The sequence below is a fragment of the Auraticoccus cholistanensis genome (genome assembly GCF_009742705.1).
GTDB lineage: Bacteria > Actinomycetota > Actinomycetes > Propionibacteriales > Propionibacteriaceae > Auraticoccus > Auraticoccus cholistanensis.
Window position 1 is genome coordinate 197409 of sequence record NZ_WPCU01000007.1, and the last position, 24455, is coordinate 221863.

General features: G+C 75.3%; 25 protein-coding genes and 1 pseudogene. 20 read left to right on the top strand and 6 right to left on the bottom strand.

Going from position 1 to position 24455, the window contains the following annotated elements; all coding sequences use genetic code 11:
* The first annotated feature begins 97 nt into the window (after positions 1-97).
* The 4 genes and pseudogenes from GC722_RS11860 (at position 98) to GC722_RS19500 (ending at position 2442) form a co-directional block, all read left to right on the top strand.
* Positions 98-568, top strand: coding sequence for an NfeD family protein (locus tag GC722_RS11860; RefSeq protein WP_331714738.1), 471 nt, complete (start codon positions 98-100; stop codon positions 566-568).
* On the top strand, positions 565-1752 hold the full coding sequence (locus GC722_RS11865) for an SPFH domain-containing protein (protein WP_156610600.1): 1188 nt from the start codon (positions 565-567) through the stop codon (positions 1750-1752). Before GC722_RS11860 ends, GC722_RS11865 begins: the two co-directional genes overlap by 4 nt.
* A gap of 52 nt (positions 1753-1804) precedes the next feature.
* Positions 1805-2179 (top strand): annotated as a pseudogene (locus GC722_RS19495) (HAD family hydrolase); the annotation flags it as partial.
* Between the two features lie 20 nt (positions 2180-2199).
* Positions 2200-2442 (top strand): HAD family hydrolase, encoded by a 243-nt coding sequence (locus GC722_RS19500; protein ID WP_408609312.1) that lies wholly within the window; start codon positions 2200-2202, stop codon positions 2440-2442.
* Positions 2443-2449: 7 nt separating this feature from the next.
* On the opposite strand, the gene cofE is transcribed toward GC722_RS19500, so the two are convergent.
* Positions 2450-3373: a coenzyme F420-0:L-glutamate ligase gene (cofE, locus tag GC722_RS11875; protein ID WP_197430071.1), complete on the bottom strand. Its 924-nt coding sequence runs from the start codon at positions 3371-3373 to the stop codon at positions 2450-2452.
* Positions 3370-4368, bottom strand: coding sequence for a 2-phospho-L-lactate transferase (gene cofD, locus GC722_RS11880; RefSeq protein ID WP_331714739.1), 999 nt, complete (start codon positions 4366-4368; stop codon positions 3370-3372). The genes cofE and cofD overlap by 4 nt, the downstream gene beginning before the upstream one ends.
* 65 nt (positions 4369-4433) lie before the next feature.
* On the opposite strand from cofD, the gene GC722_RS11885 reads away from it, so the two are divergent.
* The 4 genes from GC722_RS11885 (at position 4434) to GC722_RS11900 (ending at position 9881) form a co-directional block, all read left to right on the top strand.
* Entirely contained in the window at positions 4434-4979 is a 546-nt protein-coding gene (locus GC722_RS11885) for a hypothetical protein (protein ID WP_156610359.1), read from the top strand.
* 142 nt (positions 4980-5121) lie between these two features.
* Positions 5122-5382, top strand: a complete 261-nt coding sequence (locus GC722_RS11890; RefSeq protein WP_156610360.1) for a WhiB family transcriptional regulator — start codon at positions 5122-5124, stop codon at positions 5380-5382.
* A gap of 93 nt (positions 5383-5475) precedes the next feature.
* Positions 5476-8529, top strand: coding sequence for a glycosyltransferase (locus GC722_RS11895; protein ID WP_197430073.1), 3054 nt, complete (start codon positions 5476-5478; stop codon positions 8527-8529).
* Positions 8526-9881, top strand: a complete 1356-nt coding sequence (locus tag GC722_RS11900) for a DUF5719 family protein (RefSeq protein WP_156610364.1) — start codon at positions 8526-8528, stop codon at positions 9879-9881. Before GC722_RS11895 ends, GC722_RS11900 begins: the two co-directional genes overlap by 4 nt.
* Positions 9882-9899: 18 nt before the next feature.
* Here GC722_RS11900 and GC722_RS11905 read toward each other — a convergent pair whose 3' ends face one another.
* Entirely contained in the window at positions 9900-10340 is a 441-nt protein-coding gene (locus tag GC722_RS11905; protein ID WP_156610366.1) for a metallopeptidase family protein, read from the bottom strand.
* Between the two features lie 77 nt (positions 10341-10417).
* On the opposite strand from GC722_RS11905, the gene GC722_RS11910 reads away from it, so the two are divergent.
* The 8 genes from GC722_RS11910 to GC722_RS11945 all read left to right on the top strand — a co-directional run bounded on the left by GC722_RS11910 (position 10418) and on the right by GC722_RS11945 (position 18128).
* Complete coding sequence (locus tag GC722_RS11910; protein ID WP_156610368.1) at positions 10418-10789, top strand: DUF3499 domain-containing protein; 372 nt, start codon at positions 10418-10420, stop codon at positions 10787-10789.
* 6 nt (positions 10790-10795) lie between these two features.
* On the top strand, positions 10796-12178 hold the full coding sequence (manB, locus tag GC722_RS11915) for a phosphohexomutase domain-containing protein (protein WP_331714740.1): 1383 nt from the start codon (positions 10796-10798) through the stop codon (positions 12176-12178).
* A complete protein-coding gene (locus GC722_RS11920) occupies positions 12175-12411 on the top strand; it encodes a Trm112 family protein (protein WP_456298114.1) in 237 nt (78 codons plus the stop codon). The genes manB and GC722_RS11920 overlap by 4 nt, the downstream gene beginning before the upstream one ends.
* Before the next feature lie 15 nt (positions 12412-12426).
* Positions 12427-13449 carry a hypothetical protein gene (locus GC722_RS11925; protein WP_331714741.1) on the top strand — a complete coding sequence of 341 codons (1023 nt, stop codon included), beginning with the start codon at positions 12427-12429 and terminating at the stop codon, positions 13447-13449.
* Positions 13450-13511: 62 nt separating this feature from the next.
* Entirely contained in the window at positions 13512-14462 is a 951-nt protein-coding gene (locus tag GC722_RS11930; protein WP_331714742.1) for a cation diffusion facilitator family transporter, read from the top strand.
* Positions 14463-14822: 360 nt separating this feature from the next.
* Positions 14823-16319, top strand: a complete 1497-nt coding sequence (gene ahcY, locus GC722_RS11935) for an adenosylhomocysteinase (RefSeq protein WP_156610370.1) — start codon at positions 14823-14825, stop codon at positions 16317-16319.
* A 103-nt stretch (positions 16320-16422) separates the two neighbouring features.
* Positions 16423-16842, top strand: coding sequence for a YciI family protein (locus GC722_RS11940; RefSeq protein WP_156610371.1), 420 nt, complete (start codon positions 16423-16425; stop codon positions 16840-16842).
* Positions 16839-18128, top strand: a complete 1290-nt coding sequence (locus GC722_RS11945) for an RNA polymerase sigma factor (protein WP_331714743.1) — start codon at positions 16839-16841, stop codon at positions 18126-18128. Before GC722_RS11940 ends, GC722_RS11945 begins: the two co-directional genes overlap by 4 nt.
* A 7-nt stretch (positions 18129-18135) precedes the next feature.
* Here GC722_RS11945 and GC722_RS11950 read toward each other — a convergent pair whose 3' ends face one another.
* Positions 18136-18918 carry an RDD family protein gene (locus GC722_RS11950; protein ID WP_156610374.1) on the bottom strand — a complete coding sequence of 261 codons (783 nt, stop codon included), beginning with the start codon at positions 18916-18918 and terminating at the stop codon, positions 18136-18138.
* A gap of 81 nt (positions 18919-18999) precedes the next feature.
* On the opposite strand from GC722_RS11950, the gene GC722_RS11955 reads away from it, so the two are divergent.
* A complete protein-coding gene (locus GC722_RS11955; protein ID WP_156610375.1) occupies positions 19000-20004 on the top strand; it encodes a stage II sporulation protein M in 1005 nt (334 codons plus the stop codon).
* 4 nt (positions 20005-20008) lie between these two features.
* On the opposite strand, the gene GC722_RS11960 is transcribed toward GC722_RS11955, so the two are convergent.
* Entirely contained in the window at positions 20009-20281 is a 273-nt protein-coding gene (locus GC722_RS11960) for a DUF3039 domain-containing protein (protein ID WP_156610377.1), read from the bottom strand.
* A gap of 42 nt (positions 20282-20323) precedes the next feature.
* Between GC722_RS11960 and map the strand changes: the two genes are divergently transcribed.
* The 3 genes from map to GC722_RS11975 all read left to right on the top strand — a co-directional run bounded on the left by map (position 20324) and on the right by GC722_RS11975 (position 23907).
* A complete protein-coding gene (gene map / locus GC722_RS11965; protein WP_156610380.1) occupies positions 20324-21094 on the top strand; it encodes a type I methionyl aminopeptidase in 771 nt (256 codons plus the stop codon).
* A gap of 35 nt (positions 21095-21129) precedes the next feature.
* Positions 21130-22578, top strand: a complete 1449-nt coding sequence (locus tag GC722_RS11970) for an MFS transporter (RefSeq protein ID WP_156610382.1) — start codon at positions 21130-21132, stop codon at positions 22576-22578.
* 111 nt (positions 22579-22689) lie between these two features.
* Positions 22690-23907 carry a DUF1593 domain-containing protein gene (locus GC722_RS11975; RefSeq protein ID WP_197430075.1) on the top strand — a complete coding sequence of 406 codons (1218 nt, stop codon included), beginning with the start codon at positions 22690-22692 and terminating at the stop codon, positions 23905-23907.
* A gap of 92 nt (positions 23908-23999) precedes the next feature.
* Here the strand turns inward: GC722_RS11975 and GC722_RS11980 are convergent, their stop codons facing one another.
* Complete coding sequence (locus tag GC722_RS11980) at positions 24000-24395, bottom strand: AMIN-like domain-containing (lipo)protein (RefSeq protein WP_197430077.1); 396 nt, start codon at positions 24393-24395, stop codon at positions 24000-24002.
* Positions 24396-24455: the final 60 nt, after the last annotated feature.

A 24455-nucleotide genomic window follows, 5' to 3' on the forward strand; every position in this document is an offset into this window, starting at 1 on the left:
ACAGAACCAGGCCGGGCAGAACCAGACGTCCCCGCGACGGAGCCGGGCCGCTGCGGGCCCTGGGTACCGTGGAGGCACGACGAGGTGAGGAGGCGAGGTGGGGGACTGGCTGGCCGAGCACGCCTGGGCGATCTGGTTCAGCGCCGCGGTCCTGCTGGGGCTGGCCGAGCTGCTCTCGCTGGACCTCGTCCTGGTCATGCTCGCCGCCGGCGCGCTGGCGGGCGGGCTGGCCGCGCTCGCCCTGCCCGGTCTGTGGTGGCTGCACGTGCTGGTCGCCGCGGTGGTGGCCACCGCCACCCTCGGGCTGCTGCGTCCCACCCTGCTGGCCCGGGTCCGCAGCATGCCGGGCTACCGCTCGTCGGTGTCGGCGCTCGTCGGGCGTGCGGGCCGGGTGACCGAGCCGGTCGACGCGGTCTCGGGCGCGGTCAAGGTCGACGGGCAGATCTGGTCGGCACGGTCCTACGACGAGAGCATGCAGATCGGCGTGGGCACCGAGGTCGAGGTGTTCGAGCTGGACGGGACGGTGGTCGTGGTCTACCCGCGCCACCAGGCGATCGGAGAGAGCTGATGGGGTACGTCCTCGGGATCCTGGTGCTGGTGCTGCTGGCCGCGGTGCTGGTCATGTCGGTGCGGATCGTGCGCCAGCAACGGGTGGCGATCGTCGAGCGGCTGGGCAAGTTCCACCGTCAGCTCGACCCCGGTCCGCACCTGGTGATCCCGTTCATCGACCGGGTCACCGAGACCCTCGACATGCGCGAGCAGGTCGTGCCCTTCCCGCCGCAGGGGGTGATCACCGAGGACAACCTGATGGTCTCGATCGACTCGGTCATCTACTTCCAGGTGATCGACCCGGTGCGGGCGAACTACGAGGCCCAGGACTACACCGCGGCGATCGAGCAGCTGACCCAGACGACGCTGCGCAACATCATCGGCGGGCTCGACCTGGAGCAGACGCTGACCAGCCGCGAGGAGATCAACGGCAAGCTGCGGGTGGTCCTCGACGAGGCCACCGGCAAGTGGGGCATCAAGGTCAACCGCGTCGAGCTCCGCTCGATCGAGCCGCCGGCCACCATCCGCGACGCCATGGAGAAGGGCGCCCGGGCCGAGCGCGACAAGCGGGCCCAGATCCTGCTGGCCGAGGGCCAGCGCCAGTCCCAGATCCTGTCCGCCGGCGGTGACCGCGAGTCCGCCATCCTCCGCGCGCAGGGTGAGCGGGAGTCCCAGGTGCTGCGGGCCCAGGCCGAGCGACAGGCCCAGATGCTGCGCGCCGAGGGCGAGGCGCAGGCCATCACCACCGTCTTCAACGCCATCCACGCCGGACAGCCGGACCAGTCGCTGCTGGCCTACCAGTACCTGCAGATGCTGCCCGAGATCGCCAAGGGGGACGCCAACAAGGTGTGGGTGATCCCCAGCGAGGTGACGAAGGCGCTCGAGGGGCTGGGTGGTGCGCTCGGTGCCTCCGACGGCGACGCCGGCGAGCGGTTCCGTGCGGCCGTGGGCGACTTCCGGCCGCCGCCCAAGGTGGACGTGATGGCCGAGATCGCCCAGCAGAAGGCCCAGGACGAGGCCGAGAGCACCGCGACCGTGGAGAAGGCCGTGGCCGAGGCGAGGGCCCTGGAGCAGCAGCCGGTGCCCCGGCGCTCCTCCGCGGGCACCGGACCGGCCCAGGTCGGCACCGGCGAGGACGCGCGCGGCCCCGCGCACCCGTTCGCCGCGCCGGCCGACCGGCAGCAGCAGACGCCGCAGGACTGAGCCCGCCCCTGGCCGGTGCGCGGACCTCTACCGTGGTCGCGTGCCGCTGCTGATGGTCGACCTCGACAACACCCTCGTCGACCGGGACGGCGCCTTCCGCCGCTGGGCCGCCGCCTTCGTGACCGCCCACCGGGGGTCGCGCGACGACCTGACCTGGCTGGTGGCCGCGGACCGCGACGGCTACGAACCGCGCGAGCGGCTGGCCGCGAGGATCGGCGACCGGTTCCCGGGGGCCGACCCCGGCGAGGTCCTGCAGCAGCTCCACGCCGGGATGGTCGAGCAGATCCGGCTGGAGCCGTCCGTCCCCCGGGCGCTGGTCCTGGCACGCTCCGCCGGCTGGTCGTCGGTCGTGGTGACCAACGGCACGGTCGCCCAGCAGGAGCGGAAGCTGCGCCACACCGGCCTGGACGCCCTGGTCGACGGCTGGGTCGTCTCCGAGGGGCCGGGATCCGCAAGCCGGACCCGCGGATCTTCACCGCCGCGCTCGCGGTCGGCGGGCACGAGGCGGGCGAGGCCTGGATGGTCGGCGACTCGGCCGACCACGACGTCCGTGGAGCCCGGGCCGTCGGAGCGCGCAGCGTCTGGTTGCACCGGGGCCGGTGCTGGCCCGCCGACGCCCCGCCGCCCGACCACGTCGCCGGCAGCTTCGCGGCTGCGGTCGAGCACGTCGTGGCCGCCGGCGCCCGCTGACGCCGTGTCAGGACGCCCCGCCGGGCGGCGGCTGGTGCGCCGCGGCCCGCAGCACCCCCGCCAGCACGTCGGCCACCGCGGCCGGGACGCCGACCAGCACGGCCTCGGTGAGGGCCTCGCCCTCCAGCCCGACGAGCTCCTCGTACTCGCCCGGCCGTCCCAGGGCCGTCAGCACCGCGTGCAGCACCGACTCCCTCGTGCCCCGGGCGAACATGTCGCCGGGGCCGGTGCGGCTCAGCGAGCGGGCGCCCGCGGCAGCGTCCACGACCAGGTGGCCCAGCCCGCGCACCACCGCCACCGGGCGGCGTCCCAGCTTGGCCTTCACCAGGTCGGCGGCGGCGGCCAGCTCGTCGGCCACCGCCATCTGCGTGACCACCAGCTCGTTGCCCCAGGAGTCGGTCTGGCCGCCGTAGTCGAGGCTCACCCGCACCCCGGCCGCGCCCACCGCCAGGTCGGTCTGGCCGTGGCGCCAGGCCCGTCCGGAGGTGTCGGAGAGCACCACCCCGAGCCGCAGCCCGGTACGCCGCTGCAGCTCCGCGCGCAGCGCCGCAGCACTCGCGTCGGGGTCGGCCGGCAGCAGCAGCACCGTGCCGGGAGCGACGTTCGAGGCGTCGACGCCGGCCGCCGCCTGCACCAGCCCCTGCGCGTTCTGCACGATCCGGGTCGGGCCCCGACGGGCCACCGTCCGCACCGTCTCCTGGGCGACCGCGGCGTCGCGGTCGTCCCCGGGCAGCTGGCGGCCCTCGGCCTTGCTCACCACCTTCGACGTCAGCACCACGATGTCGCCGTCGCGCAGCGGGCCGTCGGGGTCGCCCGCGCAGGCGTCCATCACCAGCGAGGCCAGGTCGTCCCCGGGCACCACCTCACCGACGCCGCCGGGTGCGAACACCAGCAGCCGCTCGCTCCCGGCGGGTCCAGCCGGCTGGCTCACGAGGCCAGGGCCCGGTCGCCGTCGGGACCGCCGGCGACCCCGGCCCGGATGAACTCCGCGGTGAGCTCGGGGGTGGTCATCAGCAGCGGGTGGGCGAGAGCCGCCAGACCGCTGCCGCGGAGCCGGGCCAGCGAGGCGGCGTCGGCGCTGTCGACCACCCAGCGGTCCAGCACGCCGCCGGCCGAGCGGGCCCCGTAGTGCAGGCCCACCGCCGCGGCGTCCACCTCCACCCCGACCGCCGGCAGCAGCTTGTCGGCCATCCCCAGCACCGGGCGGCCGGAGAGGATCCCCGAGAAGCCGACCACCGGCGCGGGGGCCGACCGGACCGCCTCGCGGACCCCCGGGACGCCCAGGACGGGACCGATGGAGACGACGGGGTTGCTCGGCGCCAGCAGCACCAGGTCGGCGGCGGCCAGCGCGGCCAGCACCCCCTCCGCCGGGGTGGCCCGCTCGATGCCGACCTGCGCCACGCCGAGCACCGGCGGCTCGGCGTGCAGCCGCACCCAGAACTCCTGGAAGTGCACCACCCGCTCCCCGGACGGCGAGTGCGGGTCGGCGACCCGGACGTGGGTCTCCACCCGGTCGTCGGTCATCGGCAGCAGCTCCACCCGCGAGTCCGCTCCCAGCCAGCGCCTGGCCAGCACCCGCGTCACCTCCGACAGCGGGTGGCCGGCGGCCAGCATCTGGGTGCGCAGCAGGTGGGTGGCGATGTCGCGGTCGCCGAGGTTGAACCAGGTCGGCTCGGCCTGGTGCGCCCGCAGCTCCTCCATCACCCGCCAGCCCTCGTCGGCGAGCCCCCAGCCGCGGTCGGGGTCGATCGCGCCGGCGAGCGCGTAGGTCATGGTGTCCAGGTCGGGGCAGATCCGCAGCCCGTGCATGGTGATGTCGTCGGCGGTGTTGCCCACCACGGTCACCCGCGCCTGCGGGTAGGCCGCCAGCACCCCCCGCACGAACCTCGACCCGCCCACGCCACCGGCCAGCACCACGATCTGCACCCGGTCAGTCTGCCGCACTGCCGGTGGGGCGTGGTTGGCTGGACCCCGGACGAAGGAGGGGTGCCGTGAGCGGAGCGACCGGGCCGGCGGGGACGGCCCCGACGCCGCAGCCGCTGCTGCCGCGTCGGGCGCTGGCCGTGGTGGCCGTGCTCGCGTGGCTGGCGCTGGTGGTCCAGCTGGGTCTGCTCGGCTGGTCGCTGCTGGGAGGGCCGGGGGAGGGCGGGCGTCCGCCGGGCCTCGTGCCCGCCCTGGTCGCGGCCGCGGTGCCGACGCTGCTGGTGGCGCTGCTGGCCTCCGTGCTGGCCCGGGCCGCCCGTCCCACCGCCGGCGCCGTCCGCAGTGCCGCCGGGCAGGGGCCCGCGGCGGCGACGCCGGGCCGCGAGCTCGAGACGCCCGAGCCGCCGCAGACGGAGCAGCAGGCCCCGGTGTGGGCGCCGGACGAGGCCGCGGGCGCGGTCTGGACGACGGCGGAGGAGGCCGCCCGCGGTGCCGGCGCCTCCAGCTGGGGGAGCTCGCAGGACCCCGCGGGGTGGGCACCCGCGGACCGCCCGGAGCGCGGCCGGGACCCGGCCCGCGACCCCGGCCCCCGCGACGGGGGGCGGGAACAGTAGCCGAACGCCGAGCTCGTCCCGGGCGGCGACACGCCCGGGACAGCATCTGCCTGCCTCCGGCGCTTGACGGGGAGTGGATGACAAGCGTGTAATTCATTCCAAGTCCGGGTCGAGTGCGAGCCGGACGGGTCGAGGAGGAAGCATGCACGAGCTGTTGGAGGCGTTCGCCGACGACGACGAAGGGCTGCTGGGCTGGCAGGAGCGGGCACTCTGCGCCCAGACGGATCCGGAAGCCTTCTTCCCCGAGAAGGGCGGGTCCACCAGAGAGGCCAAGAAGGTCTGCCTCTCCTGCGAGGTGCGGGCCGAGTGCCTGGAGTACGCCCTGCAGCACGACGAGCGCTTCGGTATCTGGGGCGGTCTGAGCGAACGGGAACGGCGCAAGCTGAAGAAGCGAGCCGTATAGCATGAGGGCGCCCTCCGGGGCGCCTTCTGCTGTTTCTGACCCCGTTTCGCGGCGCACCGGGTCAGTCGTCCACGTGCCGCTGGGGTTGATCGCGTGGTGTCGGACCGGATCGAGCCAGGCGACCCCGCCGGAACCCTTCCCGAGCCGGAGCCGGTCGTCCCCCCGGGTCTGGAGGACACCACCGACGCCACCACCTCCGCCTTCGCCGCGGCCTGGGCCCGTCACGACGAGCCGGGCGAGGAGCCCGAGCCGGTCGACCTCTCCGGGGAGCACGTCACCGCCGTCCTGGTCGCCCACGACTCCGCCACCTGGCTGCCCAGCGCGCTGACCTCGCTGGCGACCCTGGACCCGCCCCCGGACCGGCTCGTGGTGGTCGACAACACCCCTGGCGGGCCGAGCGGGGAGCTGCTGCAGCAGGCCGTCCGCGACGGCGTGGTCGACCTGCTGGTCGACGGCGACCCCGGCCACGGGTTCGCCGACGCCGTCGCCGCCGGGCTGCAGGCCGCCGAGCGCGCCGCCCGCGCGCAGACGGCCACCGCGGCGCGCGCCGTCCCCCGGCGGGAGTGGATCTGGCTGCTGCACGACGACGTGGTCGCCACCCCCGAGGTGCTCGGCGAGCTGCTGCGACACGTGGTCGCCGCCGGCGACGTCGACATCACCGGCCCCACCCTGCTGCGCCCCTCGCGGGCCAACCAGCCCCGCCGGCTGTGGGACACCGGGATCAGCGTCTCCGGCACCGGCCGGGCGGTCGCCTCGGCCGAGACCGGGGAGGTGCTGCAGGGCCAGCTCGACCGCCCCGAGCGGGTGCTCGGGCTGTCCACCTGCGGGCTGCTGGTCCGCCGCGAGGTCTGGGACGCCCTGGGCGGGCTCGCGCCCGAGGTGCCTGTCTTCCGCGACGGCGTCGAGCTCGGCTGGCGCGCCACCCGTGCCGGCTTCACCGTCACCACCACCCCCACCGCGCTGCTGGTGCACCGCCGGGTCGGCCGGGCCGGGCTGCGTCCCGCCTCCGCCGCGACCGCCCACCCGGCGGCCGTCGACCGGTCGCTGGGGATGGCCACCGTCTGGGCCCACCGGCGCGGCGCGGCCGCAGCGCTCACCAGCGTCCGGCTGGTGTGGGGCTGCCTGCTGCGGATGGTGGGGTTCGTGCTGGGCAAGGCACCGGACCGGGCCGCCGACGAGTGGCGCGCGTTGCGCCACTTCCTGGGCTCCCGGCCCGCACGGCAGCGGCTCCGCCAGCGCGTCGAGCAGGCCCCCGTCGCCGGGGCCGGCGTGGACAGGGCCCAGCGGCTGCGGCCGCGGTGGTGGCACAGCCTCGCCGTGGGCGCGGAGTGGGCCGCCGGCGCCGTGTCGGACCGGTTCCGGGCGCTCTCGGGCCACCCCGACACCTCCCTCGACGAGCTGACCGGGGACGACTTCGCCGGCCGCGAGGACGCCGCCCCGCCGTGGTGGCGCACCCCGCTGCTGCTGCTGGTGGCGCTGGTGGCCGTGGCCGGCGTGTTCGGCCGCTGGGTGGTGCCCGGCGTCCTCACCTCCACCCAGCTGCTGCCCGGCCCCGCCGGGTTCGAGGCCAGCTGGTCGCGCTACCTCGACGGCCCCGAGGGTCTCGGCCCGCCCTGGCTGGGTCTGCTGGCCCTGCTCGCCACCCCCCTCGGCGGCCACGCCGACTGGGTCGTGGTCGTCCTGCTCGCCGGTGGCGTGGTGCTGGCCTGGGCCGCCGCCCGGGCCGCGCTGCGCAGCCTCGGCGTGGGAGGCGCGACCCTGCTCGGCTGCGCCACCGTGTGGGCGCTGCTGCCGACCGTCCTCGGCGCCGCCCAGCGCGGCTCGCTGCTCGCCGCCGGCTGGGCGGTGGCGCTGCCGCTGCTGGTGGTGGCCGGGCACCGCATGGTGCGACGGAGCGGGCTGGAGTCCACCCGTGGCGCGTTCGGCGTCGCCCTCTCGCTGCTGGTGCTGGCTGCGCTGCTGCCCGCCCTGCTGCTGCCCGCCGCGGTGCTCGCCGCCGTGCTCGCCTGGCGTCGCCTCCGGCTGCGCTGGCGGGCGCTGGTGGCGGTCGGAGCGCCGCTGCTGCTGCTCTCGCCCTGGCTGCCCGACCTGCTCGCCCGTCCGGGACGGGCGCTGACCGGTCCCGACCCGGTGCTGGCGCCGTCGGAGCCGGTGGCGGCCTGGCGGCTGCTGCTGGGTCAGACGCCCGGTGCCGCCTGGTCCGACGGCGGCCCGGTGCCGCTGCTGGTGTGCGGGTCGCTGTGCGGGCTGCTGTGGCTGCTGGCCCTGGTCGCGCTCGTCCGCCGCGGCACCGACCGGCCGGTGCTGGCCGGCTGGGCCGTCGCCCTGACGGCCCTCCTCGCCGCCGTGGTGGTGAGCCGCCTGGTGGTGGCCGTCCCGCCCTACGGCGACCCCGCCCGTCCCGAGGTGACCGGCTGGCTGCTGCTGGGGTTCGGGGGCCTGCTGGTGGCGGCGGCCCGCGGGCTGTCCGGGCTGCCGGCACCCGTGCTGCTGCGCCGGGCCGTCTCGGTGCTGTGCGTGCTGACGCTGCTGGGCGTCGGCACGCTGTGGTGGGTCTTCGACGGCCTGACCGGGCCGGTGCAGCGCCGCGACGCCGCCGTGCCCGCCTTCATCGCCACCGCGATGGAGCAGACGCCCGTCCGCACGCTGGCGGTCGAGCTGGGGCAGGGGGAGCCGCGCTGGAACCTGCTGTCCGGGGACGGCCCGCGGCTGGGGGACACCGAACGCGGCACCGGGGTCACCGCCGCCGAGCGCGACGAGCTGGCTCGCACCGTGGTGCGCCTCGTCGGCACCGGCGGCGACGAGCAGCTGAGCGCCCGGCTGGCCGAGCTGGGCGTCGGCTACCTGTGGGTCACCGGCGCCGACCCGGCGGCCGTCACCGCCATCGGCACCACCCCGGGGCTGCAGGTCGGCAGCGACGTCGAGGGGTCGCGGGTGTGGACGGTCACCGCCGCCCCGGTCCGCGCCCCGCAGCCGCCGGACGGCCCGCGGGCCGGTGTCACGGCGCTCGCGCTGCTGCAGCTGCTGGGTCTGCTGGCGGTGGTCGTGATGGCCGCCCCGGCGCTGTCGCGTGAGGACGAGGAGGAGCTGGTCGCCCGTCGCGGCCGCGACGCCGGCGCCCGTCCGGTCGAGGAGGAGAGGCGATGAGGCACGCTGCGCTGCGTCCGGCGCTGCTGGTGCTGGCGGCCCTGCTGGGGGTGCTGGTGGTCGTCGGGACCGGTGCCGTGCTGCCGGCCCGGACCGTCCCGGCCCCGGCCGCCGTCCCGGTGTCGGGCACCAGCCAGCTGGTCTGCCCGGTGCCGCAGGACCAGCGCGCCACGCTCTCCGCGGTGGCACCGGGAGCGCAGCCGTCCGAGCTGCAGGTGACCGGGCTCGACGGCGTCCCCGTGGCCGACCCGTCGACCGAGGACGGCGTGCTCCGCGCCGACCTGACCGGCACGAGCCTGCTGGTCGCCGCCGAGGAGGCGGCCGGTTCGGTCGCCGGCGTGGTGACCCGGAGCGCCGCCGACGGCAGCGACCCCGGTCTGAGCCAGCTGGGCTGCGCGCCCGCGGGCTCCGGCGCCTGGCTGGTGGGGCTGCGCAGCGGCGAGGACGAGCAGGCCGCCGTGGTGCTGACCAACCCCGACCAGCGGCAGGCCGTGGTCAACCTCACCCTGCACGACGAGGACGGCCAGCAGCCCGCGCAGGGCTCCCGGGACCTGGTGGTGCCCGCCCGCTCCACGCTGACCGTCGAGCTGGGGCCGCTGCTCACCGCCACCGGCGGCGTGGCCGTCCAGGTGCAGACCACCACCGGCCGGGTGGCCGCGGTCGGCCGGCAGCGGCTGTACCGCGACGACACCGCCCGCAGCTCGGAGTGGGTCGCCCCCGGCCGCGACCCCGCTGCCACGGTGGTGCTGCCCGGTGTCCCCGGCGGTGAGGGAGCGCGCCGGCTGGTGCTGTTCAACCCCGGCGAGCGACGCGCGCAGGTGTCGGTGGAGGCCCTGGGCTCCGGTGCCCCGTTCGTCCCCGCGGGCGTCGACGGCGAGGTGGACGTGCCCGCCCGCGGCACCGCCACCGTCGAGCTGGACGAGGGCTTCAGCACCGACGCCACCACCCTGCGGCTCCGTGGCAGCCAGCCGGTGGCCGCCTCGCTGCTGGCCGAGGACCCCGACGGCGACCTCGCCGTGGTGACGTCCACCGCCGCGCTCGAGGGCGCCGCGGTCGGCGTCGCCGAGGTCGAGGGGGCGCAGGGACGGCTGGTGCTGGCCAACCCCGGCGGTGAGCCGGCCCGGGCCCGGGTGCTGCCGCTCGCCGGTGCGGGCGGTCAGGAGGTCGAGGTCGCCGGCGGGTCCACCGTGGTGGTCACCGGCGGCGGGCTGGGACGCGTGGAGGTGCTGGCCGGGGAGCTCCACGGCGCCGTGGTGCTCGCCTCGGACGACGGGCTGTCCAGCGCGCCGCTGGTGGGCACCGGTGCGGTCCGGGCCGCGGTCGCCCCGGTGCAGGACCCGCACCTGTGGTGAGCAGCCCGGCGCGGGCGCTCAGTCGAGGTCGTCGTCCCCGTCGGGGTCGATCTCGTCGACGCTGAGCCCGGTGAGGGCCGACAGCTGCTCGACCAGCGTCCGGTGCACCAGGGCCCGCAGCAGCGTGGTGTCCTCGGCCCGCAGCTCGAGCGGACGGCGGTAGATCACCACCCGTCCCGGGGTGGTGTCGGTGGGCTCCAGGGCGGCCGCCAGCGGCACCCGGTCCCCGCTCCAGGCGCTGGCCAGCAGCGGGACGTCCTCGATCCCCACCTCGATGCCGGCCACGGCCTCGGGGCAGCGGCTGGCCACCCGGGCCAGCGCGTCGCGCACGGCGCGGTCGAACAGCTCGCTGCGCCGGGGGGTGCGCCGGAGCCGGACCGGGGCACCGGTGAACCGGTTGGGCAGCGCCATCGGACCCCGGATGCCGCGCTGGTGGCGGTCGCGACGACGGCTGGGCATGGTGTCAGCCTAGTGCGCGGGAGCAGTTCGGCGGGTTGGCCCGCGCGGTCCGCCGCTGGGCGGTACGGTCGACCACCATGAGGTCCAGGCGTTGCTCGCGCACCAGCTGCTCGGCCCCGGCGGTGGCCACCATGACCTACGTCTACGCCGACTCCACCGCGGTGCTGGGGCCGCTGGCGCTGCGGGCGGAGCCGGGCGCCTACGACCTGTGCGGCCGCCACGCGCAGGGGCTCAGCGTGCCGCTGGGCTGGGAGGTCATCCGGCTGGCCGTCGAGGAGGAGCCGCAGCACAGCGTCGACGACCTGCTCGCGCTGGCCGACGCCGTCCGCGAGGTGGGGCTGGCCGAGGCCGGCGAGGCTCCCCGGCGCGAGGAGCAGCAGCCGCCGACCGAGCTGGTGGAGCTGGCCCGCAAGCGGCACCTGACGGTGCTGACCGACCCCGACCGCTGAGGCGACGTGCTGAGCAGAGGCATCTTCAAGGCCAACGACATCCGCGGGCGGGTCGGACCCGGCGGCGACTGGGACGCCGACGGCGCCCGTGTGCTGGGCCGGGCCTGGGTGCAGGTGCTGGGGCTGCGTCCCGGTGACCGGCTCGTCCTCGGCCGCGACATGCGCACCAGCAGCCCCGAGCTGAGCCGGGCCTTCGCCGACGGCGCGCGGTCGGCCGGGGTGGGGGTGGTCGACGCCGGGCTGTGCAGCACCGACGGCCTCTGGTTCGCCTCCGGCTTCCTCGACCTGCCCGGGGTGATGTTCACCGCCAGCCACAACCCCGGCCACGACAACGGCGTGAAGTTCTGCCTGGCCGGTGCCCGCCCGGTCACCCCGGCGATGCTCACCGACCTGTCCGAGCTGGCGCTGGCCGCCGAGGAGCTGCCCGGGGAGCCGACCGGCGCCCTCGAGGAGCGCGACCTGCTGGGGGACTACACCGCCCACCTGCACTCGCTGGTCGACCTGTCGGCGCTGGCGGACGGCCCGCGGCTGACCGTGGTGGCCGACGCGGGCAACGGGATGGCCGGGCACACCCTGCCGAGCGTGCTCGGCGGGCTGCCGATCGAGCTGGTCGGGCTCTACACCGACCTCGACGGGACCTTCCCCAACCACCAGCCGAACCCGCTGGAGCCGGAGAACCTGGTCGACGCCCGGCGCGCGGTGGTGGAGCACGGCGCGGACCTGGCCCTGGTCTTCGACGGCGACGCCGACCGCTGCTTCATCATCGACGAGCGCGGCGAGGTGGTGGCCCCCTCGGCCATCACCGCGCTGATCGCGGCCCAGGAGCTCGCCCGCGAGCCCGGCGGGACGGTGGTGGTCAACACCATCACCAGCCGCAGCGTCGCCGAGGTGGTGGCCGAGGCCGGCGGCACCACCGTGGTGTCCCGGGTGGGCCACACCTACGTCAAGGCGGCGATGGCCGAGCACGAGGCGGTGTTCGGCGGCGAGCACTCCGCCCACTACTACTTCCGCGACTTCTGGCGGGCCGACACCGGCATGCTGGCCGCGCTGCACGTCCTGGCGCTGCGCGCCCGGGAGGGCCGGCCGGTCTCGGAGCTGGTGCGCCGCTTCGAGCGCTACGTCGCCTCCGGCGAGATCAACTCCACGGTGGTGGACGCCCCCGCGACGCTGGACCGGGTGGAGGAGGCCTTCACCGGGCGGGGCACCCCCGACCGGCTCGACGGGCTCACCGTCCGCGGTGACGGCTGGTGGTTCAACCTGCGGCCGAGCAACACCGAGCCGCTGCTTCGGCTGAACGTCGAGGCCGTGGTTGGATCGACCATGGCGGAGGTGCGCGACGAGGTGCTGGCCCTGGTCCGGGCCCCCGCGGAGGCGGCGTCCACCCGGTGACGGCCGCCGCCGTGTCCGCCGACGACGAGACGAAGGAGGGCGTGATGGCCGTCGACCTGGCTCCGGAGCTGCTGGAGATCCTGGCCTGTCCGAACTGCCACAGCAGCCTGGCCGTCGACCACGAGGCCGACGAGCTGGTCTGCACCAACACCGCCTGCGGGCTGGCGTACCCGGTGCGCGACCAGATCCCGGTGCTGCTGGTCGACGAGGCCCGCCGCCCGAGCGAGGGCTGAGCCGAGGAGGTCGCGGTGGAGTTCGACGACGCCCGGCTGGAGGACCGCGACGTCCTGCAGCAGGCCGACCCGCTGCTGCGCCGGCTCGCCGGTGCCGGGGCCCGGGTGCGGATCGAGGCCGAGTCCGCCCGCGAGCCCACCTCAAGGCTGCACGACCCGATCCGCCCGCGCGCCGTGGTGGCCGTGGGGAGCGAGGCCCGGCTGGTCCGCTCGCTGCTGGAGCCCGTCTGCCCGGTCCCGCTGATGGCCTGGCCCGGGCCCGCCCTGCCCGGCTGGGTGGGGGCGCTGGACCTGGTGGTGGTGCTGGCCTCCCACGGCGGCGAGCAGTCGCTGGTGCACGCCACGCACGAGGCCGTCCGCCGGGGCGCCCAGCTGCTGGTGGCCGCGCCGGCGCTGTCCCCGGTGGTCGAGTCGGCCGGGTCGCGCGCCAGCACGGTGCTGCACACGACGACCTCGGACCCGCTGGCGGCGGTGGTGGTGGTCGCGGCCGCGCTGCACGCCCTCCAGCTGGGCCCGCCCGTCGAGGCGGAGGCGGTGGCCACCGCGCTGGACCGGGTGGCCGAGGAGTGCTCGCCCTGGGTGGACCTGTCCTCGAACCCGGCCAAGGACCTGGCCCTCTCGCTGGCCGACACCCAGCCGCTGGTGTGGGGCGGCTCGGTGCTCGCCGCGCGGGCCAGCCGCCGGGTGGCCGAGGCCGTCCGGGCGGCCAGCGGACGTCCGGCGCTGGCGGCCGACGCCGAGGCGCTGATGCCTGTGGTGACCGCCGCCGAGCCCCGTGACCCCTTCGCCGACCCGTTCGACGGCCCGGCGACGGACCGTCGTCCCTGCCTGGTGGTGCTCGACGACGGGCGGACCGACGAGATCGTGGCGGTGGCCGGGCGCCAGCTCGTGGGCGCGGCCGAGATCGCCGACGTCCGCACCTGCCACCTCCGCCACGACGAGGGCGCGGACCTGCTGCGCTACGCGGTGCTGCTGCAGAAGGGGCTGTTCGCCGCGGCCTACCTGGCCATCGGGCTCGACCGCCTCGACTCGGCCTAGCCGCGGCGGGTCGGGTGGGGAGCCGGGTGCGACGGAGCCGCCGGGGCTGACAGGATGCACGGGTGAGCGCATCCGGTGGGACCAAGGCAGTCGTGGCGGCGCTGGTCGCCAACCTCTTCATCGCCGTCACCAAGTTCGCGGCCTGGGTGCTGACGGGGGCGTCGTCGATGCTGGCCGAGGCGATCCACTCCGTCGCCGACTCGGGCAACCAGGCCCTGCTGCTGGTGGGCGGGCGCCGGGCCAAGCGGGCGGCCACGCCGGAGCACCCCTTCGGTTTCGGCCGCGAGCGCTACGTCTTCGCCTTCGTCGTGGCCATCGTGCTGTTCAGCGTCGGCGGTCTGTTCGCGCTCTACGAGGCGTACCACAAGTACGAGGAGGTGCACGCCGGTCACCCCAACGAGCTGATCGAGGGCCGCTGGTGGTGGGTGCCGCTGGTGGTGCTGGTGGCCGCCATCGTCGCGGAGTCGTTCTCCTTCCGCACGGCCATCCGCGAGTCCCGGCACGCCAAGGGCAAGCAGTCGTGGGTCCGCTTCGTGCGCTCCGCCCGCTCCCCGGAGCTGCCGGTGATCCTGCTGGAGGACCTCGGCGCCCTGCTCGGTCTGGTCTTCGCGCTGATCGGGGTGGGGCTGACCCTGATCACCGGCAACGGCTACTTCGACGTGGCCGGCACCGCGATGATCGGACTGCTGCTGGTGGCCATCGCGGTGGTGCTGGCCGTCGAGACCAAGAGCCTGCTGCTGGGGGAGTCCGCCACCCCGGAGTCGATCCAGAAGATGCGCCGGGCGCTGGAGGGCACCGACGGCGTGGAGCGGGTCATCCACATGAAGACCCTGCACCTGGGACCGGAGGAGGTGCTGGTGGCGGCGAAGATCGCCGTCCCCGCCGCCGACCGCGCCGCCGAGGTGGCGCGCGTCATCAACGCCGCCGAGGCCCGCATCCGCGAGGCCGAGCCGATGGTCTCCGCCCTCTACCTCGAGCCCGACATCGACACCGCCCCCGCCTCCCGCCCCTGACCCCTCCGCCCTGACCCCGACCGCCCCGCCACCCTGCCCGGCTGTATGTCGTCGGGGTCTCGGCCGGCGTGTCGCGGCGTGTCGGGCTGTCCCGGCCCCACCGCGTACACGTTCTCAGGGCGCGGCGCCCCATCCAGCTCTCCGAGCCCCGGACCTGCCGCGGGACGTCGCGGCACCCCCGCCCGCCCGGGCTCCGGTGGTCGAACCTGGGAACGTGTACGTCGTCGCCGCCGGACAGCGCGACACGCCGCGGCACGCCGTCCGTGACCTGGACGACATACAGCGGGGCCGGGTTCGTGGGGGGCGCCTCGGGCGGTCGCGGGGACGGGGGAGGGTGCGGCGCCAAGTAGGCTCGTCCGCATGGACTTCCGCGTCGCCGACCTGAGCCTGGCCGACTTCGGCCGCACCGAGATCACCCTCGCCGAGCACGAGATGCCCGGGCTGATGGCGATGCGGGAGCGGTTCGGCGAGAGCAAGCCGCTGGCGGGCGCCCGTATCGCCGGCTCGCTGCACATGACGGTGCAGACCGCGGTGCTGATCGAGACGCTGACCGCGCTGGGGGCCGAGGTCCGCTGGGCCTCCTGCAACATCTTCTCCACCCAGGACCACGCCGCCGCCGCCGTGGTGGTCGGCGACGGCACGCCCGAGGACCCCCGGGGCGTCCCGGTGTTCGCCTGGAAGGGCGAGACGCTCCAGGAGTACTGGGAGTGCGCCGAGCAGGCTCTCACCTGGCCCGAGGGCGAGCAGCCCACGATGATCCTGGACGACGGCGGTGACGCCACCCTGCTGGTGCACAAGGCGGTCGAGGCGATCAAGACCGGCCAGGTCAGCGAGGCCGCCGAGACCGACCCCGAGGAGCTGCGGATCATCCTCGAGCTGCTCCGCAGGAACCTCGCCGAGGGCCGCACCGACTGGCTGGCGCTGGCCAGCTCGGTGGTCGGGGTCAGCGAGGAGACCACCACCGGCGTGATGCGGCTGTACGAGATGGCCCGCAACGACACGCTGCTGTTCCCGGCCATCAACGTCAACGACTCCGTCACCAAGAGCAAGTTCGACAACCGCTACGGCTGCCGGCACTCGCTGGTCGACGGCATCAACCGGGCCACCGACGTCCTCATCGGCGGGAAGGTGGCGGTCGTCTGCGGCTACGGCGACGTCGGCAAGGGCTGCGCGGAGTCGCTGCGCGGCCAGGGCGCCCGGGTGGTCGTCACCGAGATCGACCCCATCTGCGCGCTGCAGGCCGCGATGGACGGCTACCAGGTGGCCACCCTCGACGACGTGGTCGGCGAGGCCGACATCGTCATCACCGCCACCGGCAACCGCGACGTGGTCACCGCCGAGCACATGGCCCGCATGAAGCACCAGGCGATCGTCGGCAACATCGGCCACTTCGACAACGAGATCGACATGGCCGGGCTGGCGGCCGTCGAGGGCATCCAGCGCACCACCGTCAAGCCGCAGGTCGACCTGTGGCGCTTCCCCGACGGCCACGGCGTCATCGTGCTGAGCGAGGGCCGGCTGCTGAACCTGGGCAACGCCACCGGCCACCCCAGCTTCGTGATGAGCAACTCCTTCACCAACCAGGTGCTGGCCCAGATGGAGCTGTGGGCCCGCGCCCGCGGCGAGGAGCTGCCGTGGCCGGCGCCCGCCGGGGTGGGGGTCGCGGGCTCCGGGGAGCAGACGGGCGCCGGCTACCCGATCGGCGTCCACACCCTGCCCAAGCACCTGGACGAGGAGGTGGCCCGGCTCCACCTGCCCGCGCTCGGCGCCAGGCTCACCACCCTGACCGACGCCCAGGCGGAGTACCTCGGGGTCGCCCCGACCGGGCCGTTCAAGTCCGAGCACTACCGGTACTGACACCGGCGCACATTTTTCTGCGCGGTTGTCGATCTCGGCCTCCCGCCGTTCGACCTCACTGTGAGAGGGTCCGAAGGGGACCCGGACTCCACAGGAGGACGAGATGAAGTACATGCTCATCATGCGGGCGAGCGACGAGGCGGAGCAGGCCTTCGCCGAGGTCGACTTCGAGCAGGTGATGGACGCCATGGGCCGCTACAACGCCGAGCTCATCTCCGCCGGCGTGCTGGTGGCCGCCGAGGGTCTGGACGACGCGGCCAAGGGCGTGGTGGTGGACTACTCCAGCCAGCCCCCGGTGGTCACCGACGGCCCCTACGGCGAGACCAAGGAGCTGTTCGGCGGCTTCTGGATCCTCGACGTCGCCTCCCAGGAGGAGGCGGTGGAGTGGGCCAGGCGCGCCCCGCTCGCCGGCCCCGGCATGAAGGCGGAGATCCGCCGCGTCACCAGCATCGACGAGTTCCCGCAGGACAACGAGTGGATCCGCAAGGAGCGCGCCTGGCGGGAGGCGACCGGCCAGCTGTGAGCGAGCCGGGCACCGGCCGCGAGGCCGTCGCCGCCGTCTGGCGGATCGAGTCGGCGCGGGTCGTCGGTGCGCTGGCCCGCAGCACCGGCGACCTCGAGCTGGCCGAGGACCTCGCCCAGGAGGCGCTGGCCGAGGCCCTGGTGAGCTGGCCCCGCGACGGCGTGCCGCGCAACCCCGGCGGGTGGCTGCTCACCGTCGGGAGGCGTCGGGCGATCGACGCCTTCCGGCGGCGGGCGGCCCTCGACCAGCGCTACGCCGCGCTGGCCCGCGACGCCGGCACCGGCGTCGGCGCGGCCGGGTCGCTGGTGGCCGGCAGCGCCGAGGACGAGCTGTGGGACCCCGACCGGATCCACGACGACGTGCTGGCGCTGATGTTCCTGGCCTGCCACCCGATGCTGTCGCGGGAGGCGCAGGTCGCGCTGACGCTGAAGGTGGTGGCCGGGCTGAGCAGCGACCAGATCGCCCGGGCCTTCCTGGTGCCGACCGCCACCGTGCAGGCGCGCATCACCCGGGCCAAGAAGACGCTGGCGGCGGCCGGCGTCCGCTTCGAGGTGCCCGACGCCGCAGGGGTGCGCGAGCGTCTCGGGTCGGTCCTCACCGTCGTGTACCTGGTCTTCACCGAGGGCTCGACCACCACCTCGGGGGAGGGCTGGATCCGGGTCGACCTGGCCGCCGAGGCGGTCCGGCTGGCCCGCGTGGTGGCCCAGCTCGTCCCCGACGAGCCGGAGGCGCAGGGGCTGCTGGCGCTGCTGGAGCTCACCGCCGCCCGCTTCCCGGCCCGGGTCGGCGAGGACGGCCGGCCGGTGCTGCTGGAGGACCAGGACCGCCGGCGCTGGGACCGGGCCGCGATCCGCCGTGGCCGGGCCGCGCTGCGGCGGGCGGGGTCGGTGGGGCGGGGCCTGGGTCCGCTGGGGCTGCAGGCCGCGATCGCGGAGTGCCACGCGGTGGCGCCCTCCGTGGCCCAGACCGACTGGGAGCGCGTCGTCGTCCTCTACGACGCGCTGGCGCAGGTGGCCCCGTCGCCGGTGGTGGACCTGAACCGGGCGGTGGCCGTCTCGATGGCCGACGGCCCGGCCGCCGGGCTGGCGCTGGTGGACGCCCTGGTCGCGGCGGGGAGCCTGCGCGGGTCGCACCTGCTGCCGGGTGTGCGCGGCGAGCTGCTGCGCCGGCTGGGACGCCTGGCGGAGGCGGGGGAGGAGCTGCGGACCGCGCTCGAGCTGTGCCCGAGCGCGGCCGAGCGGGTCGTGCTGCAGGAGAAGCTGGCCGCCATCGGCCGGGCCGGCTGAGAGCCGGTCAGCGCCAGCCGGCGGGCAGCTGCTCCGCGGTCGGCACCGAGCTGGCGCGTGCGCTGCGGTCCCGGGCACGACGCCGCCGCTCGGCCACCACGGCCACCAGCAGCTCCTCGCTGGTGAGCTGGCGCGGGGGCGGCGGGGTGATCCGCTGCCACACCCGGCTGGCCAGGTCCTCCATCAGCTGCTGGCGGGGGACGGCGCGCAGGCTCCGGCGGCGGCGGACCACCGTCCGGGCCGCCGCCAGCAGGTCGTCGGGGACGCCGCTGAGCTGCAGCCGGGCCATCCAGTCGGCCAGCTCGGGGTCGGGGTCGGGCAGCGGCGGCGGTCGCCGCGGTGCCCGCACCCGCACCACCACCGTCCCGGCCAGCAGGTCCCCGATCCGTCTGCCCTGCGGGTGGACGCCGGCCACCACCAGCCCCAGCACGCCCAGGGTCAGCACCGAGAAGTCGACCAGCCAGAAGGCCAGCCAGCGGGTCAGCGCGTGCCGGAGCCGGATCGCCCCGCCGTCGTCGCGGACGACCCGCAGCCCCATCGCCCAGCGCCCGGGGGTGCGTCCCCGGCTCAGCGTCTCCACGGCGATGGGGGCGGCGAAGGTGATCACCAGCGAGCCGGCCAGCGCCAGCGCGTTGCTGCCCGAGCCCGAGGTCGCCAGCCCTTCGGTGGCCCGCGTCCACAGGTGGACCAGCGCACCCATCCAGGTCAGGTCGACCACGGCCGACAGCGCCCGGGTGGGCAGCCGGGCGGGACGCAGGTCCAGCCGGACGGCGTCCCCGGTGATGATCACCAGGCGAGCCTAGGGCCCGTCCGGCTCCCCGGGGAGGCTGACCGGCCGGCCGCAGACCGTCCGCGCACTAGGGTGCGGCCCATGGACATCGACTCCTACGTCGCCGAGCGTGAGGAGCAGTGGAACCGGCTGGACGCGCTGACCTCCGGCCGGCGTCCGCTGACCGGTGCCCAGGCCGACGAGCTGGTGGACCTCTGCGCCCGGGTCGGCACCCACCTGTCGGTGGTGAGGGCGAGCGGCTACGACCCCCTGCTCGAGGCCCGGCTCACCGACCTGCTGGCGCGCGCCCGCGGCGTGCTGACCGGGACCAGCCCGGTGCTGCTGCCGGTCCTGGTGCGCTTCCTCACCGTCGCCTTCCCGGCCGCGGTGTACCGCTCGCGGTGGCTGGCCCTGGGCACGGCCGTGGTGACGGTCCTGCTCGGCGTCCTCGTCGCCTCGCGGGTGGCCGCCGACCCCGCCCTGGCCGACTCGCTGCTGCCGCCCGAGCTGCAGCGGGCCTACGTGGAGCACGACTTCGCCGCCTACTACAGCGACAACCCCGCCCACGCCTTCGGCCTGGAGGTGTGGTTGAACAACGCCCGGGTGGCCGCGCTCTGCCTGCTGCTCGGGGTGGCCCTGGTGCCGCTGCTGCTGGTGCTGTGGACCAACACCGAGAACCTGGGCGTCGCCGCCGGGTTCATGGTCGGCCACGACCGCGCCGACGTCTTCTTCGGCCTGATCCTGCCGCACGGGCTGCTGGAGCTCACCGCCATCTGGATCGCCGCCGCCGGGGGGCTCCGGCTGGCGTGGGCCTGGATCTCACCGGGAGCGCGCAGCCGGGGCGCCGCGCTGGCGCAGGAGGGACGCGCCGCCGCCAGCACCGCGCTGGGGCTGGTGCCGGTGCTGCTCGTCAGCGGTGCCCTGGAGAGCCTGCTGACCCCGAGCACCCTGCCCGCCTGGGCCCGGGTGGGGATCGGCGCCACGGTGTGGGCGGCCGTGCTGGCGTACCTGCACGTGCTCGGTCGCCGTGCCGTGCTGGCGGGCGAGACCGGGGACCTGCTGCCCGGCGACCGCTCGGCCGAGCAGCCCTACGAGGCCGCGGTCTGAGCGGTCAGCCCTCGCCGCCCTCGTCGTCGCGCAGGCTCTCCCAGATCTCCTTGCACTCCGGGCACACCGGGAACTTGTCGGGGTTGCGGCTGGGCACCCACACCTTGCCGCACAGGGCCACCACGGGGGTGCCCATCACCATGGCCTCGGTCAGCGGGGCCTTCGGCACGTAGTGGGAGAAGCGCTCGTGGTCGCCCTCGTCCAGCCGGTGCTCGGTGCGCTCGTCGATCACCGTCTGCGCGCCGGGGCTCAGCTGCGGCTGCGTCTGCTGGCTCATCCCGCCACTGTAGTCCAGGCCGGAGGGCCTAGGTTGGATCCCATGGTCGAGCTCCACAGCCCCCGCACGGTCGAACGCATGCGCCCCGCGGGGGAGTTCGTGGCGCAGACCCTGGCCGAGCTGCGCGAGAGCGTCGGCGTGGGCACCAACCTGCTGGAGATCGACGCCCGGGTGGAGGAGCTGGTGCGCCGCCGCGGCGCGGTCAGCTGCTACGTCGACTACCACCCCTCCTTCGGCGCCTCGCCCTTCGGCCACTACATCTGCACGTCGGTCAACGACGCGGCGCTGCACGGCCTGCCGCACGACTACGCGCTCGCCGCCGGCGACCTGCTCACCCTCGACCTGGCCGTCGCCGTCGACGGCTGGGTCGCCGACGCGGCGGTCACCTTCAGCGTCGGCGGACGGTCCACGCCCGAGGACGAGCGGCTGGTCCGGGCCACCGAGCAGGCGCTCGAGGCGGCCATCGACGCCGCCCGCTCCGGACGCCGGATCGGTGACGTCTCGGCGGCGATCGCCGAGGTGGCGGCCACCTACGGCTACCCGGTCAACGACCAGTTCGGCGGGCACGGGGTGGGCCGCACCATGCACCAGGAACCTCACGTGCCCAACACCGGGCAGCGGGGCCGCGGCATGGTGCTGAAGCCGGGGCTGGTGATCGCGGTCGAGCCCTGGTTCATGGCCGGCACCGACGAGCTGGTGGTCGACCCCGACGGCTGGACGCTGCGCAGCGCCGACGGCAGCCGGGCGGCGCACTCCGAGCACACCATCGCGGTGACCCGGGGCGAGGCGCTGGTGCTGACCCGCCCGGTCTGAACCCGCTTGACCTCCAGCGTGCTGGAGGTGCTGCCATGGTCTGCGACCAGCACGACCACACCCGGACGGAAGAGCAGATGACCGACCAGCAGGCCCCCGCCGAACCGCCCGCCGCGGCCACCCAGGACGTCGACCGGCGGGCCCTCGGCGTGGGCCTGTGCATCGGGGTGGTGGCGATCGCCTTCGAGTCCATCTCGGTGGCCACCGCGATGCCGCGGGCGGCCGAGGACCTCGGCGGGGTGGCCTACTACGCCTGGGCCTTCACCCTGTTCGTGATCGGCATGCTGACCGCGACCGTGGTGGCGGGCCGGGTCGCGGACCGGGTGGGGCCGCTGCGGCCGCTGGTGCTGGGCATGCTCACCTTCGCCGCCGGTCTGGTCGTGGCCGGCGCGGCGACGGCCATGCCGCAGCTGCTGCTGGGCCGGCTGGTGCAGGGGGTCGGGGCCGGTGCGCTCAACCTCGGCCTGTTCGTGGTGATCGCCCGCGCCTTCGACGAGCGCCACCGCGCCACGATGATGACCTGGATCTCCACCGCCTGGGTGGTGCCCGCCTTCGTCGGCCCGCCCGTCTCGGCGTGGATCACCGAGACCTTCAGCTGGCACTGGGTCTTCTTCGGCGTGCTGCCGCTGGTGGTCGTGGCCGCCGCGCTGGGACTGCCGACGATGCTGCGGCTGCACCGCAGCGGCGCCCTGGACGTCACCGAGCCATCGACGCCCGTGCCGCTGTGGGCGGGAGCGGTGGTGGCGGTGGCCGCGGCCGGCATCCAGCTCGCCGGCCAGCGGGCCGCGGAGGGGATCGACGCGGTGACCGTCGCGGTGGCCGTGGCCGCCCTGGCCGCGCTGCTGCTCGCCGCCCCACGGCTGATGCCGCCGGGGTTCCTGCGGCTGCGGCCCGGGTTGTCGTCGGTGGTGTGGGTGCGAGCCGCCGCCGCGGGCTCCTTCTTCGGCGCCGAGGCGTTCGTGCCGCTGATGCTGGTGCAGACCCGGGGTCTGCCGCTGGTGCTCGCGGGGGCCTCGCTGACGGTCGGCGCGGTGGGCTGGACCACCGGCTCCTGGCTGCAGTCGCGCTCCTGGGTGCGGCTGCCCCGGGAGCGGCTGATCGCGCTGGGCTGCGGCTCGGTGCTGCTCGGCCTGCTCGTCACCGCGGTCACCGCCGCCGTCCCCTCGGTCTGGTTCGGCATGGTCGGCGTCGGCTGGATCTGCACCGGGCTGGGCATGGGCCTGCTGATGTCGAGCACCTCGGTGGCCATGATGACCCTCAGCCGGCCGAGCGAGCAGGGCCGCAACTCCTCCTCGCTGCAGGTCGGCGAGGCGCTCGGCAACGCCGTGCTGGCCGGTGCGGCCGGCACGATCTTCGCCCTGCTGCACGACAGCAGCGGTCTGCAGGCCACGTTCGGCACCGTGTTCGCGGCGATGTCGGCCAGCGCGCTGGTCGCGGTGCTGCTCGCCACCCGGATCGGGCGGATCACCGCGCCCGGGCGCTAGACCCGACGCCCACCGGTGGAGCCGCTGACGGCGGGCGCCGGTGGCGTGCATGTCGATGCAGCGTCGACAATCGAGCCAGGTCCGACGTCGCACCCGAAGGAGCATCCACCCGTGCCCGACAAGAAGCCGCGAGTGCTGGTCTCGACCGACATCGGCGGCACCGATCCCGACGACTTCCAGTCCATGGTCCACCTGCTGCTCTACGCCGACAGGGTCGACATCGAGGGTCTCGTCGCCTCGCCGTACGGTCGCGGCCGCGTCGAGGACATCCTCGAGGTCATCGACCGCTACGAGGTGGACCACCCCAACCTGAGGCGGCACGACCCCTCCTACCCCGAACCGGACCGGTTGCGGGAGGTCGCCAAGCAGGGCTCCTTCGAGGTCGCCGCCGACGACGGCTCGACCGGGGCGACCGAGGGCTCGGACTGGATCGTCCGCTGTGCCCGACGTCCGGACCCCCGCCCGCTCGACGTCCTGGTCTGGGGTGGCCTCGACGACGTGGCGCAGGCGCTGCGCGACGCCCCCGACATCGCCGGCAGCCTCCGGGTGCACTACATCGGCGGGCCCAACACGATGTGGGGGGTCGACGCCTACAACTACGTCGAGGAGAACGTCCCGCAGCTGCGGATGATCGAGTCGAACACGACCTACCGGGGGTTCTTCGAACGCGGGGACCGGACCGACGACCCCGACAACGTCAGGTTCGTCGACGAGCACGTGGCGGGGCACGGGGCGCTCGGGGACTTCTTCGCCGCGCAGCTGCCCCACCTCAAGATGGGCGACTCGCCGACGCTGACGTGGCTGCTCCACGGCCGCCAGGACCCGGCCGCACCGAGCTGGGGCGGTCGGTTCGTCAGGCTCTGGGCACCTCGCAAGCGTTCGTTCCACCGCCTGACGACGGCTGCCGACGTGGTCGAGACGAACGCGCCCGTGGAGATCACCCTCCCGAGGCCGGCGGGCTACGCCGCGACGGACGTCAGCCGGCTGGTGGTCGACAACCGCGACCACGGCCCCTTCCCGGCGGGCGTGGACGTCGGCGACGGCATCCGGTTCCGGCTGAGCACCTATCAGGTGCGCGAGGTCCCCTACCGGGTCGAGAGCTCCCACCCCGAGCTCGACGGCCTCCAGGGCGCGTTCACCGCCGCACCGGCGACGCAGGAGGCGACCACGCACGTCTCGCAGCGCCATCCCCACTGGTGGTGCGACGACCACGACCCGGAGAAGGCGATCGGTCAGATCCCGGGCGCGCGCTGGGTCAGCGACTACCGCGCGGAGTTCCTCCGGGACTTCGCCGAGCGGCTGGACCGCTGCCTGCCCCCGGGTGGCTGAGCCGACGGGTGCCGGTGGACCGGACCCTCGCGCACGCACGACGCTGGGCGTCCGCGAGGGCCCGGTCGGTCACCCGGGGTGACCGGCCCCGCTCACCAGTGGTGGGCGACGTCGATCACCAGCCGCGAGCCCGAGCCGGGACCGTCCAGCTCGAAGACCCGCATCGGCAGCCGGGCCCGCACCCCGAGCCCGAGGGTGGTCTGACCCTCGAACGTGCCGGCGAAGGCCACCTGGCGGAAGGTGTCGTAGCCGCGGACGTCCACCAGCTCGCGGGAGTTCCTGAGCTCGCGGCCCCAGGCCCGCACGGTGATCCGGATGTCGGTGCCGCGCAGCGACACCCGCTCCCCGGCGCCCTCGGTGTAGACCGCGCCGTAGCGGACGTCGTAGCCGACGCCGCGGCGGTCGAGGTCGATCACCAGACGGTCGTAGCAGGCGTGCCGCCCGCTGCGGACCGACTCGATGTCGTTGGCCGTGAAGGTGGCGTCCACCTCCGGCAACGACCCCCAGCTCACCGACGGGCACGTGGCCGCCTCGGCTCCTGGTACCAC

What these genes read in the sequence shown, in the direction of transcription:
- GC722_RS11940 (WP_156610371.1), top strand. Translation starts at nt 16,423, where the DNA reads ATGAAGTACATGCTCATCATGCGGGCGAGCGACGAGGCGGAGCAGGCC.
- GC722_RS11970 (WP_156610382.1), top strand. Translation starts at nt 21,130, where the DNA reads ATGGTCTGCGACCAGCACGACCACACCCGGACGGAAGAGCAGATGACC.
- GC722_RS11890 (WP_156610360.1), top strand. Translation starts at nt 5,122, where the DNA reads ATGCACGAGCTGTTGGAGGCGTTCGCCGACGACGACGAAGGGCTGCTG.
- GC722_RS11900 (WP_156610364.1), top strand. Translation starts at nt 8,526, where the DNA reads ATGAGGCACGCTGCGCTGCGTCCGGCGCTGCTGGTGCTGGCGGCCCTG.
- ahcY (WP_156610370.1), top strand. Translation starts at nt 14,823, where the DNA reads ATGGACTTCCGCGTCGCCGACCTGAGCCTGGCCGACTTCGGCCGCACC.
- GC722_RS11955 (WP_156610375.1), top strand. Translation starts at nt 19,000, where the DNA reads ATGGACATCGACTCCTACGTCGCCGAGCGTGAGGAGCAGTGGAACCGG.
- GC722_RS11960 (WP_156610377.1), bottom strand. Translation starts at nt 20,281, where the DNA reads ATGAGCCAGCAGACGCAGCCGCAGCTGAGCCCCGGCGCGCAGACGGTG.
- GC722_RS11910 (WP_156610368.1), top strand. Translation starts at nt 10,418, where the DNA reads ATGAGGTCCAGGCGTTGCTCGCGCACCAGCTGCTCGGCCCCGGCGGTG.
- map (WP_156610380.1), top strand. Translation starts at nt 20,324, where the DNA reads ATGGTCGAGCTCCACAGCCCCCGCACGGTCGAACGCATGCGCCCCGCG.
- GC722_RS11905 (WP_156610366.1), bottom strand. Translation starts at nt 10,340, where the DNA reads ATGCCCAGCCGTCGTCGCGACCGCCACCAGCGCGGCATCCGGGGTCCG.